Here is a 12,706-nt window from a genome sequence, read left to right as displayed (position 1 = left end):
CTTTGCGTTGCAGCGACTGCAGGTCCTGGGCCCCGTTGCGGCGGCCTCCGTCCTGCGCAAGATATGGAAAGGACGGCATCGTTTTGCAAGATCCGCGCTGTCAGGGCCGAAGGTCGCAGGCCTCCATCGCCTGTCCGATCGCGCGCCGAGACCCCTCCAACGGCAGGCTGAGGGTCACCGGCCCGGCCAGCAGGGTGACCTGCCGCCCCCCGGTCAGCGCCGACAACAGCTGCGATCCGGGATCGGCGGCGATCGAATGGACGCCGTTCGTCATGTCGGACGGCACGGCGATCCGCTGTCCGTCGACCAGGACGACGATCGGATCATCGGTCTGTCCCATCCCGTCGATCACCAGACGTCCCGCATCGCCGGGCCGGCAGACATAGCTGAGCCTGCGTCCCTCATAGGCGATCTCGGCAGCGTGGCCGGGCCCGTCGGGCAGGCGCCCCGTGTTCCAGGTGACATCGCCATCGGACTGGCCCGCGGCGGGGCCGGCGATCATCAGCGCAAGGATGGTGGCAAGCCGCGACATGGCAACCCTCCGGGACACACCCTCACGATGGCGTGAGCCGTGTGGTTTGTCGATGCCAGCTTAACAGATGCCGCGCGACGCGCTATAAGTCGGAACCACGGCATTTCCCAAGAGCCCGCCCGATGAACATGCAGCATTCGATGAACCACGACGAGATCAGCCGCGCCCGTCTTGCGGCCCTGCGCTGCGAGCATCGCGACCTGGACGAGGCCATCGCCGCCCTTCAGGGCCAGCTGACCGCCTCCGTCGCCTTGCAGCGGCTGAAGAAGCAGAAACTGTCGCTGAAGGATCGCATCGCCCGACTGGAGGATGAGCTGACCCCCGACATCATCGCCTGATTGCGACCCGCGCGGACCCGCGCTAGGACAGGCACGCGGCGCACAATACGGGGACGATAGATGACCGAAGCGGTGGGAATCATCATGGGCAGCCAGTCCGACTGGCCGACCATGCGCGAGGCGGCACAGATCCTGGACGAACTGGGCGTGCCCTATCACACCCGCATCGTCAGCGCGCACCGCACCCCGGACCGGCTGTGGGACTATGGCAAGTCGGCGGTCGGGCGTGGTTTGCACGTGATCATTGCGGGGGCAGGGGGCGCGGCCCATCTGCCCGGCATGATGGCGTCCAAGACCCGCGTCCCGGTGATCGGGGTGCCGATTCAGACCAAGGCGCTGTCCGGTGTCGATTCGCTGTATTCGATCGTGCAGATGCCCAAGGGCTATCCGGTCGCCACGATGGCGATCGGAGCGGCGGGTGCCGCCAATGCGGGGCTGATGGCCGCGGGCATCCTGGCGCTGAACGACCCGGCGCTGGCGCAGCGGCTGGACGACTGGCGCATGGCGCTGTCGGCCTCGATACCCGAGGAGCCCGTCGATGACTGAGGTCCGCACCATCGGGATCCTGGGCGGCGGCCAGCTGGGCCGGATGCTGTCGGCGGCCGCAAGCCGCCTTGGCCTGCGCTGTCACATCTTCGAACCGGGCGCCGCCCCTGCGGGTGACGTCGCCTGGCGCGTGACGACCGCTCCCTATGAGGACGAGGCCGCGCTGCGGGCCTTTGCGGACAGCGTCGACGTCATCACCTATGAATTCGAGAATGTGCCGACCAGCGCACTGGATCTGCTGGAAAGTCTGCGCCCCATCCGCCCGGCGCGGCGCGCGCTGGCCGTGTCGCAGGACCGGTTGACCGAAAAGACCTTCCTGACCGACATCGGCCTGACCGTCGCGCCCTTTGCCGACGTGCCGGATCAGGGCGCGCTGGACGACGCCATCGCGCGGATCGGTCGCCCGTCGATCCTCAAGACCCGGCGCATGGGCTATGACGGCAAGGGGCAGGTGCGCATCGGAGAGGGTCCGGCCGACTGGACCGGCGCACCGTCGGTCCTGGAGGGGTTCGTGAACTTCACTGCCGAGATCAGCGTGATCATCGCACGCGGCACCGATGGCCAGGTGGCGGCCTTCGATCCGGGCCTGAACGTCCATGAGGGCGGCATCCTGCGCACCACCACGGTGCCCTGCGGCCTGCCCGGGCGGGTGACCACCGACGCGGTGCTGATCGCCGCGCGCATCGCCAACGCGCTGGATTATGTCGGCGTGCTGGGGGTCGAGCTGTTCGTGACCCCGGAGGGACTGATCGTGAACGAGATCGCGCCCCGCGTGCACAATTCCGGCCACTGGACGCAGGCCGGCTGCGCGGTCGATCAGTTCGAACAGCATATCCGCGCCGTGGCAGGACTGCCCTTGGGCGACGGCAAGCGTCATGTGGACGTGGTGATGGAGAACCTGATCGGCGACGACATGGACCGTGTGCCCGCGCTGCTGGCACAGCCGCGGACGCAGGTTCACCTCTATGGCAAGGGGCAGGCGCGGCCGGGCCGCAAGATGGGCCATGTGAACCGGATCGCCGGATGATCCGACTGGCGGTGCGTGCCGCGATCCTGCATCGCGATCGCGTGCTGGTGGTGAATGCCTATCCGGGGCAGCAGTCCGACCTGTGGTGCCTGCCGGGCGGCGGGGTCGAACCGCAAGCCTCGCTGCCCGACAATCTGGCGCGCGAGGTTTTGGAGGAGACGGGCCTGAGCATCGCCGTCGGTGATCCCTTCCTGGTGAACGAATTCCACGACCCCTCCCGGCGGTTTCACCAGGTCGAGGTGCATTTCCGCGCCACGCTGACAGGGCCCGACGTGTTGACGCTGACCGATCCCGAAGGCGTCGTGAACCGTGCGCGATGGGTCACCCGTGCCGAACTGACCACGCTTAGGCACAAGCCCGATATGCTGGGCGATGCGATCTGGGGAGATGGCACGGCACGATACGACCCGCTGGAGCGGATCGTCGGCTGATGCGGAACCACGGCGGGGGGTCCGGGGGGCTGGCCCCCCGGCCGTCGCGGGACGCAACTACTCGGCGGCTTGCTTGACCGCGGTCTCGGATCCGACCTTCATGCGGAAGCCGCGCTCCAGCTGATCGAAGGGCGCCACCGGATAGTCGCCCGAAAAACAGGCGTCGCAATAGCGAGGCGCCTGCGGGTCGCGGCCCGCAGCCTCGCCCGCCGCGCGGTACAGCCCGTCCAGCGACACGAAGGACAGGCTGTCGACGCCGATCCATTCGCGCATCTGTTCCGGCGACATGTTCGCCGCCAGCAGCTTGTCGCGGTCTGGCGTGTCCACGCCATAGAAGCACGGCCAGGCCGTCGGGGGCGACGCGATCCGGAAATGCACCTCGGCCGCGCCCGCATCGAGGATCATGTCCTTTATCTTCCGGCTGGTGGTGCCGCGGACCACGCTGTCGTCGACCAGCACGACCCGCTTGCCGCGGATCAGTGCCCGGTTCACGTTCAGCTTCAACCGGACGCCCATATTGCGGATCTGGTCGGTGGGCTCGATGAAGGTGCGGCCCATGTACTGGTTGCGGATGATCCCCATGCCATAGGGAATGCCCGATTCTTGCGCAAAGCCGATCGCCGCGGGCGTGCCGCTGTCGGGAACCGGGCAGACCAGATCGGCCTCGACCGGTGCCTCGCGGGCCAGTTCCACGCCGATCTGGCGGCGGGTCTCATAGACCGACCGCCCGCCAATGATCGAATCGGGGCGCGAGAAATACACGTGTTCGAAGATGCAAAAGCGCCCGGTCGACGGGCCGAAGGGCCGCGACGATTCGATCTGGCCCTTGGAGATGACAACCATCTCTCCGGGCTCGATCTCGCGCAGGAATTCGGCGCCGATGATGTCCAGCGCGCAGGTCTCTGACGCCAGGACGTACCCATCCTCACCCACGCGGCCCAGCACCAGCGGACGCACGCCCAAGGCGTCGCGGACGCCGATCAGCTTGGTGCGGGTCATGGCGATGACGCTGAACGCGCCCTCGACCCGGCGCAGTGCGTCCTTCATCCGCTCGGGGATGTTGCGCTGGATCGACCGGGCCATCAGGTGGATGATGCATTCGCTGTCCGACGACGACTGGAAGATCGAGCCGCGCTCGATCAGTTCGCGGCGCAGGGCAGCGGCATTGGTGATATTGCCGTTATGCGCGATCGCGCAGCCGCCCATGTGGAATTCGCCGAAGAACGGCTGCACGTCGCGGATTGCGGTGTTTGCCTTGGTCCCGGCGGTGGAATAGCGGACATGGCCGATGGCCAGCTGTCCCGGCAGCGTCGCCATCAGGTCGGGCTTCGTGAAATTGTCACGGACATAGCCGAACCGGTGGGCGCTGTTGAAGCCGAAGTCGGGATGGTGGGCGACGATGCCGCCCGCTTCCTGTCCGCGGTGCTGCAGCGCGTGCAGCCCCAGGGCCACGAAGTTCGAGGCATCGACTACGCCGATCGCGCCAAAGATGCCGCACTCCTCGTGCAGACGGTCCGAATCGAACGGATGGGCCAGGAAAGGTTGCATCGCGCGGGCCTCGATCTGTGGGGGCTGATGTCGTCGTGCTGTCGGGGGACATGTAGTGCCGACGGCCGACAAAGTCACGCCCCCGCGGTTCCGCAGGGGCGCTTTTTCGTCATCTGCCTGTCATGGCGGATCAGTTCGCGGCGGGCGCTTCGGTCGTGACGGGGGTGCCGGTGGCGGTGCAGCCCATGACCATCTGTTCATAGCGGGTCACGATCCAGCCCGGCGCGTCGGTGGGGATCTGGTCGTCCATCTGGCCGCGCATGCGCTCGAAGACCTGGGCAGACCGCGAATTCTCGACCATCGGGACGTCCTGCGTGGTCATCACGCGGTCATAGACGATGAAGGCGATCGCGACCAGCAGGATGCCGCGCGCCACGCCGAACAGGAAACCCATCCCCTGGTCCACGCCACCCAGGGCCGAGCGTTGTACGACCGAGGAGAATAGCGGCGTGATGATCGAGAAGATCACCAGCGCCAGCGCGAAGACGACGGCAAAGCCCGCGATCGTCGCCAGCTCGCAGCTGTCGCCCATGAAGCGGTCCAGCACCGGCAGCTGCGCCACCATTGGCCGCACCGTCGGCGCGAACAGGAAGGCCAGTACGGCCGCCCCGATCCAGCCCAGGATCGCCAGCGATTCGCGCACGAAACCGCGCGACCACGCCAGGATGGCCGACAGGATGATGACAGCCGCCACCACCGCATCAATGATCGTAAATCCGTCCATAAAACCGCCCCTTGCGCCGGTTGTCGTTCAGTATCAGGCGGTTCAGCCGGCGCCGAAGACCTCGCCCACAAATGCGGTCAGATCGGTGATGCGCCGAAGGGCCATCCCCGACTGGCCCTCGACCTTGGAGGCGTCGGGCAGGATAGCCTGTGAAAAACCAAGTTTCTGCGCCTCTTTCAACCTGTTTTCGGTCTGCGACACGGGGCGCAGCGCCCCCGACAGGCTGATTTCGCCGAAAAGCACGGCCTCCGGAGGCAGGGCGTTATCCTCGCGCGCCGACAGAAGCGCGCCGGCGATCGCCAAGTCTGCCGCGGGTTCCGCGACCTTCATGCCGCCCGCGACGTTCAGGAACACGTCCAGCCCCGCGAATGGTATCCCGCAGCGTGCCTCGAGGACCGCCAGGATCGTGCTGACGCGGCCGCTGTCCAGGCCCACGACGGTGCGCCGGGGGCTGGCAAGCGTCGATGGCGCCACCAGCGCCTGAACCTCTGTCAGGACCGGGCGGGTGCCCTCGATGCCTGCAAAGACCGCGCTGCCGGCGATGGGCTGCCCGCGTTCCGACAGGAACAGCGCAGACGGGTTCGTGACCTCGGCCAGGCCGCTGCCGGTCATCTCGAACACGCCGATCTCTCCGGACGGGCCAAAGCGGTTCTTGACGCTGCGCAGGATGCGGAACTGGTGGCCGCGTTCGCCCTCGAAATACAGGACGCAATCGACCATGTGCTCGACCACGCGGGGGCCCGCGATCTGGCCGTCCTTGGTGACATGCCCCACCAGGATCACCGCAACGCCGCGGCTTTTGGCGAATGTCACAAGCTCGTGGGCGGCGGCGCGGACCTGGGCCACGCTGCCCGGTGCGGCTTCGACGGTGTCGGACCACAGGGTCTGGATCGAATCGATCACCGCCACGTCGGGGCGTTCGGCGTCCAGCGTGGTCAGGATGTTCCTGAGGTTCGTCTCGGCCCCCAGGCGCATCGGTGCCTCGGCCAGCCCGAGGCGCACGGCGCGCATCCGGACCTGTGCGCTGGCCTCCTCGCCCGAGAAATAGATCGCCTGATAGTTCGCGCGCGAAAACGCCGCGGCTGCCTGCAGCAGGATCGTCGACTTGCCGATGCCCGGATCGCCGCCGACCAGCAGTGCCGAGCCGGGAACCAGGCCGCCGCCCAGCACGCGGTCCAGCTCGTCGATGCCCGACAGGAAGCGGGGCGGGGGCGGTTCGCTGGTCGACAGGCCCGACAGGGGTACGGCCCGACCCTTGGCCGCGCCCAGTCCCCGGCCGGGGCCCTGGGACAGGGGCGCTTCCTCAATGATGGTGTTCCAGGCGCCACAGGCGTCGCAGCGCCCGGCCCATTTCTTGTGGGCGGCGCCGCAGGCGGTGCAGGTGAAGGCTGTTGTCGCTTTTGCCATGCCCCTCATGTCGCACCGGGGGACGGGCGTCGCAAGGTGGGTATTAGCACGAATGCAAGGCATTCACGCCTTTGTCGGGTTGAATTTCGGGGTCGGCGGGGGCAGGGTCCGGGCGGAAATTCAGGGGCTTGGACCATGGCGATAGGCTTTTCGCGTTTCGAATTCATGATCGCCTGGCGGTACCTGCGGGCGCGGCGCGCCGAGGGCGGCGTCAGCGTCATGACCTGGATCAGCCTGATCGGCATCGCCATGGGCGTCATGGCGCTGATCGCCACGCTGGCCGTCCGCGCGGGCTTCCGGGCCGAGTTCGTGGACACGATCCTGGGCGCGAACGCGCACACGACCGTCTACATGGCGCCGCAGACCATCACCAACGAGTTCACCGACGACGTCTATGTCGTACCCGGTCGGATCGCCGACTATGAGGCCATGGCCGCGCGGCTGGCCGAGGTTCCGGGCGTCACCCGCACCGCGGCGATCATCAAGGGTCAGGTGATGGCCAGCGCCAACGACTCCTCCAATGTGGCCGAGGTCTTCGGCGTGACGCGGGCCGACCTGGAGGCGATGCCCCGGATCGTCGACCCCGCCACGTCCGAGGGTGACCTTGCGCGGTTCGATCAGGGCATCGCCATCGGGTCGGGCATCGCGCGCGAATTGGGCGTGGGGGTGGGCGACCGCATCCGCCTGATCGCGCCGGAGGGCGCGCGCACCGCAATGGGCACGACCCCGCGGGTGAACGCCTATGAGGTGACCTATATCTTCAGCGCCGGGCGCTATGACATCGACCGCACGCGGGTCTACATGCCCCTTGCCGAGGCGCAGTCCTATTTCAACCGAGAGGGTGTCGCGGACGAGATCGAGGTCTTCGTCGACGACCCCGAACGCGTGGACGACTGGACGCTGCCCCTGATGCGCGCCGCCGGAGAGGGCGCGCAGACCTGGTCCTGGCGCGACAGTTCCGGGTCGTTCCTGTCCGCGCTGGACATGGAGGACGACGTGATGTTCGTGATCCTGTCGGTGCTGGTCCTGATCGCGTCGATGAACATCACCAGCGGGCTGATCATGCTGGTCAAGAACAAGGGCCGCGACATCGGCATCCTGCGCACGATGGGCCTGACCGAAGGGTCGATCCTGCGCGTCTTCTTCCTGTGCGGGGCCTTCACCGGCATCATCGGCACGATCGCGGGGGTGATCCTGGGCGTGGCGCTGGCGCTGAACGTGGACAACATCATGGCGGCCCTGAACGCGCTGACCGGGGGCGGCGCGTGGCAGCCCGAGGTGCGCGGCATCTATCGTCTGCCCGCCGACCTGCGGGCCTGGGACATCTTCCGCGCGGTGGCGCTGTCGCTGACGCTGTCCTTCGTCGTGACGATCTTTCCCGCGCGCCGCGCCGCGCGCATGAACCCGGTGGAGGCCCTGCGCTATGAGTGACGTGTTGCGGCTGGAGGGCGTGGGCAAGACATATGCCAAGGACGGTCCCGCGCCTGTGACGGTGCTGGACGGGCTGGACCTGACCGTCGCGCGCGGAGAAGTCGTGGCGCTGGTCGCCCCGTCGGGGGCGGGGAAATCGACGTTGCTGCACATCGCGGGGCTGCTGGACACGCCCGATACGGGGCGGGTGTGGTTGGCCGGCCGCGACATGACCGGCCTGCCGGACCGCACGCGGACCGAGGCGCGGCGGCAGGAGCTGGGCTTTGTCTATCAGTTCCACCACCTGCTGCCCGAATTCAGCGCGGCCGAGAACATCGTCCTGCCGCAGCTTGCCAATGGCACAGCCCCCCGTGACGCGCAGGCCCGGGCCGCCGACCTGCTGAACCGCGTCGGCCTGGCGCATCGCGCGGATCACCGCCCCGCGCAGATGTCGGGCGGAGAGCAGCAGCGCGTGGCCTTTTGCCGGGCGCTGGCGAACCAGCCCGCGTTGCTGCTGGCGGACGAACCCACGGGCAACCTAGACCCCGAGACGTCGGACAGGGTCTTTGACGTGCTGATGGGTCTGGTGCGCGATACCGGCCTGTCGGCGCTGATCGCCACGCACAACCATGCCCTGGCCGCACGGATGGACCGTGTGGTGCGCCTGACCGCCGCCTGATCGTTGCACCGCCCCGCGCGCGGGTGCATGCTGGACAAAACGACAACCGACGGGGGCACGGACGATGCGGGCAGTGATGATGGCAGGGGTGGCGGGATTGGCGCTGGCGGGGCTGGTCGCCGCCTGCGCGCCCGAGGCGCAACCGACGGGCGCGGCGCGCGATTACGCGGATTACTGCGCAAGCTGTCACGGGCCGGGCGGACGGGGTAACGGGCCCGCCGCCGTGGGCATGGTGCCCGCGCCCGCGGACTTGACCATGCTGGCCGCACAGGATGGGGGCGTGTTCCCCAAGACCCGCGTGATGGGCCAGCTAGTCGGATACACGATGGGACGCAGCGAATCGCACATGCCGATCTTTGAGGTCCTGCGCGAGGGGCCGGTCGTCATGTATGACGACGGCTCGGGACAGCGCGTCGCCACGCCGGCGCGGTTGGTCGCGCTGGCGGATTACCTCCAGACCCTGCAGCGCTAAAGCCATGCGCGCGGCGATTGTCGGGCTGACCTGCATGCTGGCCTTGCCTGCGGGTGCTGACGGGCTGGAACGGTTCGGGACCACGATGAAATATGCGCTGCCGCTGGCGGCAGCCGTCTGCGCGGCCGATCAGGATCGGCTGGAGGATTTCGCCGTGCGCGGTGCCCTGCAGGCGGCGGTGGTGCTGGGCCTCAAGGCGGTGTTCGACGGATCGCCCCTGGGCACCCGTCCGACCGGAGAGGGGCGGGGTTTCCCGTCGGGGCATTCCGCCGCCGCGGGGTTCGGGGCCGCGGATCTGGCCGGCAAGTGCTGGGAGGACGATCCCGCTTTGGGCGCCGCCGCCTATGGCGCCGCGGGGCTGACCGCTTTCAGCCGTGTGCAGGCCGGCGAACATACGGCCGATCAGGCGCTGGCCGGTGCGCTGATCGGGATCAGCTTCGGCGCGGCCAGCTTTGGCATCGGCTCCGAAGGGGCCGCGATCAGCTTCGGCCTGCGCTTCTAGCGCAGAATGACGCGCGGCGCGTCGCTGTGCGGGCCGACCTCGCCGATGACGTCGGCATCCGCGAAACCGTGGCGCGCAAAGGCCGCCTGCACCGCCTCCAGCGCGTCCGGCGCGCAGGCGACCATCAGCCCGCCGCTGGTCTGCGGATCGGTCAGCAGCGCGCGTTCGGCATCGCCGAAGCCCTGCGGCAGGGCCACGCCCTCGCCGTAGCTGGCCCAGTTGCGGCCCGAGGCGCCGGTGACATGGCCCGCCGCGATCAGCGCGTCGATGCCCGGCAGACGCGGCACGGCGGACCAGTCGATCATCAGATCGCAGCCCGATCCGCGCGCCATCTCCAACCCGTGCCCCCCCAGACCAAAGCCGGTGACATCGGTCATCGCATGCACGCCCTCGATGGCGGCGAGGTCCGGACCGGGGCGGTTCAGCTTGGTCGTGACCTCGATCATGCGGGCATAGCCTTCGTCGTCAAGTTGACCCTTCTTCAGCGCGGCCGACATGACGCCCACGCCCAAGGGCTTGCCCAGCACCAACAGGTCGCCCGGCTGTGCCTCGGCATTGCGCTTCAGCAGGGCAGGGTCGATCAGGCCCAAGGCCACCAAGCCATAGATCGGCTCGACCGAATCGATGGTGTGGCCGCCGGCGATGGGGATGCCCGCCTCGCGACAGATCGAAGCGCCGCCATCCAGGATCGCCGCGATCGTCGCATGAGAGATCGCGTTGATCGGCATGCCCACCACCGCCAGCGCCAAGATGGGTGTCGCGCCCATCGCATAGACGTCGCTGATGGCGTTGGTCGCCGCGATGCGACCGAAATCATGCGGATCGTCCACCACGGGCATGAAGAAGTCGGTCGTCGCCACCAGCGCCTGCCGGTCGTTCAGCTTGTAGACGGCCGCATCGTCCGACGTCTCGATCCCCACCAGCAGTTCGGGCGGGACGGGCAGGGCGGCGCTGCCCCGCAGCAGGTTCGACAGGACGCCCGGCGCGATCTTGCAGCCGCAGCCGCCGCCATGGGTCAGGGATGTCAGGCGCGGTTCTTGCATGTCGGTGGCGGTCATGGGGACTCCTGTCGGTTGGACGCAGCATAGCGCGGCGGCGGGGATGTTCCAGCGCCGGGTGACCGCAATCTGCTTGCAGGCCAGCGGCACGGCGACTAGAACGGCTCAAATTTTCAGGCCGCCGGATCGGTGGCCCTTCTTTCTATGAGGACGATGATGCAGGTCAAGGAAACGCAGAACGACGGTCTTCAGCGCGGGTATCAGTTCACGCTGCCCGCAGCAGACCTGGCCAAAGCCGTCGACGCCAAGCTGAAAGAAGCTCAGCCGGAAGTCGAGATGAAGGGCTTTCGCAAGGGCAAGGTGCCCATGGCGATGCTGAAGAAGCAGTTCGGCCCGCGCATCCTGGGCGAGGCCATGCAGGACGCCATCGACGGCGCGCTGAAGGACCACCTGGAGAAGTCGGGCGACCGCCCCGCCGCCCAGCCCAAGGTCGAGATGGAGAACGGCGAAACCTGGAAAGAGGGCAACGACGTCGTGGTCAACGTGACCTACGAGACGCTGCCCGCGATCCCCGAGGTCGACCTGACCGCGCTGTCGCTGGAAAAGCTGACCGTGCCCGCCGAAGACGCGGCCGTCACCGAGGCGCTGGAGAACCTGGCCAAGTCGTCGCAGTCCTTCGAGGACCGCAAGAAAGGCTCCAAAGCCAAGGACGGTGACCAGGTCACCATCGACTTCAAGGGTTTCGTCGACGGCGAGGCCTTTGAGGGCGGCGCGGCCGAGGACTATCCGCTGGTCCTGGGTTCAAACAGCTTCATCCCCGGCTTCGAGGACCAGCTGGTCGGTGTGAAGGCCGGTGACGAGGTCAAGGTCGAGGTGAAGTTCCCCGAGGAATACGGCGCACCGCACCTGGCCGGCAAGGACGCCACCTTCGAATGCACGGTCAAGGCGGTCAAGGCCCCGAAAGAGGCCGAGATCGACGACGAGCTGGCCAAGAAGTTCGGCGCCGACGACCTGGACGGTCTGAAGAAGCAGATCACCGAGCGTCTGGAGGCGGAATACGCCGGCGCCGCCCGCGCCATCATGAAGCGTTCGCTGCTGGACCAGCTGGATGCGGCGGTCAAGTTCGACCTGCCCAAGTCGCTGGTCGAGGCCGAGGCCGCCCAGATCGCGCACCAGCTGTGGCACGAAGAGAACCCCGAGGTTAAGGGCCACAACCACGATGCCATCGAGCCGACCGAAGAGCACAAGACCCTGGCCGAGCGCCGCGTGCGTCTTGGCCTGCTGCTGGCCGAGATCGGCCAGAAGGCCGAGGTCACTGTGACCGACCAGGAGATGACCCAGGCCGTGCTGCGCGCCGCCCGTCAGTATCCGGGCCAGGAGCGTCAGTTCTTCGAGTTCATCCAGCAGAACCAGGCCGCCCAGCAGCAGCTGCGCGCGCCGATCTTCGAGGACAAGGTCGTCGACCTGATCGCCGAAAAGGCCAAGGTCGAAGAGAAGACCGTGACCAAGGCAGAGCTGGAAAAGGCCGTCGAGGCGCTGGACGAGCTGTGATTTCGGTCCACTGACCGCGCAGGGGCCGCATCTTCGGATGCGGCCCTTTTGCGTTCGGGGCTTGATGGACGGGTCGGGCGCGACTAGGTGATCGCCATGACGACAAGCCTTCACCTGATGAAACTGTGCGTGGGTGCCGAAGGCCCCGATGAGCTGGCTGCGTGGCAGACCCGGTTCGGGTCCGGCCCGGCGCGTCACGTCACGCGCATGTGGCCCAAGCGCGAGGCGGAGCTGCTGGAAGGCGGGTCGATCTTCTGGGTCTTCAAGGGCGTCATGATGGCCCGCCAGCGCATCCTGACCCTGGAACGGGTCGAGGGTGCCGACGGTATCCAGCGCTGCGGCATCGTGCTGGACCGCGACCTGGTTCGGGTTGCGGCCGTTCCGCGCCGTCCGTTCCAAGGCTGGCGTTATCTGGCCGCTGCGGATGCGCCACCGGACCTGCCCGCAGGCCGCGCGCTGGAGGAGGCCTTGCCCCCCGCCATCGCTGCCGCCTTGGCTGACATGGGCCTGCGCTGAGGCTTGACGGGACTGCGGCCAGCCG

General features: G+C 67.8%; 15 protein-coding genes. 10 read left to right on the top strand and 5 right to left on the bottom strand.

Annotated elements, in window-relative coordinates; all coding sequences use genetic code 11:
• Positions 1 to 100: 100 nt before the first annotated feature.
• Positions 101 to 532: a hypothetical protein gene (locus EOJ32_RS10665; protein WP_045983046.1), complete on the bottom strand. Its 432-nt coding sequence runs from the start codon at positions 530 to 532 to the stop codon at positions 101 to 103.
• Between the two features lie 122 nt (positions 533 to 654).
• Here EOJ32_RS10665 and EOJ32_RS10660 point away from each other — a divergent pair, with 122 nt between their 5' ends.
• From EOJ32_RS10660 to EOJ32_RS10645, 4 genes are read left to right on the top strand one after another with little or no spacing between them, the layout of a single operon-like run.
• Positions 655 to 870: a YdcH family protein gene (locus EOJ32_RS10660; protein WP_045983047.1), complete on the top strand. Its 216-nt coding sequence runs from the start codon at positions 655 to 657 to the stop codon at positions 868 to 870.
• Between the two features lie 60 nt (positions 871 to 930).
• Positions 931 to 1,416 carry a 5-(carboxyamino)imidazole ribonucleotide mutase gene (gene purE / locus EOJ32_RS10655; RefSeq protein WP_127898541.1) on the top strand — a complete coding sequence of 162 codons (486 nt, stop codon included), beginning with the start codon at positions 931 to 933 and terminating at the stop codon, positions 1,414 to 1,416.
• The gene (locus EOJ32_RS10650) at positions 1,409 to 2,443 is read left to right on the top strand and encodes a 5-(carboxyamino)imidazole ribonucleotide synthase (RefSeq protein ID WP_127898540.1); all 1,035 of its coding nucleotides are present in this window, start codon (positions 1,409 to 1,411) and stop codon (positions 2,441 to 2,443) included. The genes purE and EOJ32_RS10650 overlap by 8 nt, the downstream gene beginning before the upstream one ends.
• Positions 2,440 to 2,874, top strand: a complete 435-nt coding sequence (locus tag EOJ32_RS10645; RefSeq protein ID WP_045983050.1) for an NUDIX domain-containing protein — start codon at positions 2,440 to 2,442, stop codon at positions 2,872 to 2,874. Before EOJ32_RS10650 ends, EOJ32_RS10645 begins: the two co-directional genes overlap by 4 nt.
• 57 nt (positions 2,875 to 2,931) lie before the next feature.
• Here the strand turns inward: EOJ32_RS10645 and purF are convergent, their stop codons facing one another.
• The 3 genes from purF to radA all read right to left on the bottom strand — a co-directional run bounded on the left by purF (position 2,932) and on the right by radA (position 6,553).
• Complete coding sequence (purF, locus tag EOJ32_RS10640) at positions 2,932 to 4,422, bottom strand: amidophosphoribosyltransferase (RefSeq protein ID WP_045980781.1); 1,491 nt, start codon at positions 4,420 to 4,422, stop codon at positions 2,932 to 2,934.
• Positions 4,423 to 4,552: 130 nt separating this feature from the next.
• Positions 4,553 to 5,146 carry a CvpA family protein gene (locus tag EOJ32_RS10635; protein ID WP_127898539.1) on the bottom strand — a complete coding sequence of 198 codons (594 nt, stop codon included), beginning with the start codon at positions 5,144 to 5,146 and terminating at the stop codon, positions 4,553 to 4,555.
• Between the two features lie 42 nt (positions 5,147 to 5,188).
• On the bottom strand, positions 5,189 to 6,553 hold the full coding sequence (gene radA / locus EOJ32_RS10630) for a DNA repair protein RadA (RefSeq protein WP_045999173.1): 1,365 nt from the start codon (positions 6,551 to 6,553) through the stop codon (positions 5,189 to 5,191).
• Between the two features lie 135 nt (positions 6,554 to 6,688).
• Between radA and EOJ32_RS10625 the strand changes: the two genes are divergently transcribed.
• The 4 genes from EOJ32_RS10625 (at position 6,689) to EOJ32_RS10610 (ending at position 9,616) form a co-directional block, all read left to right on the top strand.
• The gene (locus EOJ32_RS10625) at positions 6,689 to 7,984 is read left to right on the top strand and encodes a lipoprotein-releasing ABC transporter permease subunit (RefSeq protein ID WP_240542408.1); all 1,296 of its coding nucleotides are present in this window, start codon (positions 6,689 to 6,691) and stop codon (positions 7,982 to 7,984) included.
• Positions 7,977 to 8,642 carry an ABC transporter ATP-binding protein gene (locus tag EOJ32_RS10620; RefSeq protein ID WP_127898538.1) on the top strand — a complete coding sequence of 222 codons (666 nt, stop codon included), beginning with the start codon at positions 7,977 to 7,979 and terminating at the stop codon, positions 8,640 to 8,642. Before EOJ32_RS10625 ends, EOJ32_RS10620 begins: the two co-directional genes overlap by 8 nt.
• Positions 8,643 to 8,706: 64 nt before the next feature.
• A complete protein-coding gene (locus EOJ32_RS10615) occupies positions 8,707 to 9,114 on the top strand; it encodes a c-type cytochrome (RefSeq protein ID WP_045980776.1) in 408 nt (135 codons plus the stop codon).
• Positions 9,115 to 9,118: 4 nt separating this feature from the next.
• Positions 9,119 to 9,616 carry a phosphatase PAP2 family protein gene (locus EOJ32_RS10610; protein WP_240542407.1) on the top strand — a complete coding sequence of 166 codons (498 nt, stop codon included), beginning with the start codon at positions 9,119 to 9,121 and terminating at the stop codon, positions 9,614 to 9,616.
• Here EOJ32_RS10610 and selD read toward each other — a convergent pair.
• The gene (gene selD, locus EOJ32_RS10605) at positions 9,613 to 10,674 is read right to left on the bottom strand and encodes a selenide, water dikinase SelD (RefSeq protein WP_127898537.1); all 1,062 of its coding nucleotides are present in this window, start codon (positions 10,672 to 10,674) and stop codon (positions 9,613 to 9,615) included. The genes EOJ32_RS10610 and selD overlap by 4 nt on opposite strands.
• Before the next feature lie 156 nt (positions 10,675 to 10,830).
• Between selD and tig the strand changes: the two genes are divergently transcribed.
• Together tig and EOJ32_RS10595 are read left to right on the top strand one after the other, a co-directional pair.
• Positions 10,831 to 12,165: a trigger factor gene (gene tig, locus EOJ32_RS10600; protein WP_127899364.1), complete on the top strand. Its 1,335-nt coding sequence runs from the start codon at positions 10,831 to 10,833 to the stop codon at positions 12,163 to 12,165.
• 96 nt (positions 12,166 to 12,261) lie between these two features.
• Positions 12,262 to 12,681 carry a DUF1489 family protein gene (locus tag EOJ32_RS10595; protein WP_045980796.1) on the top strand — a complete coding sequence of 140 codons (420 nt, stop codon included), beginning with the start codon at positions 12,262 to 12,264 and terminating at the stop codon, positions 12,679 to 12,681.
• Positions 12,682 to 12,706: the final 25 nt, after the last annotated feature.

This window comes from Paracoccus sp. Arc7-R13 (assembly GCF_004010775.1).
Classification (GTDB): domain Bacteria; phylum Pseudomonadota; class Alphaproteobacteria; order Rhodobacterales; family Rhodobacteraceae; genus Paracoccus; species Paracoccus marcusii.
This window is presented reverse-complemented; position numbering and strand designations above follow the sequence as displayed.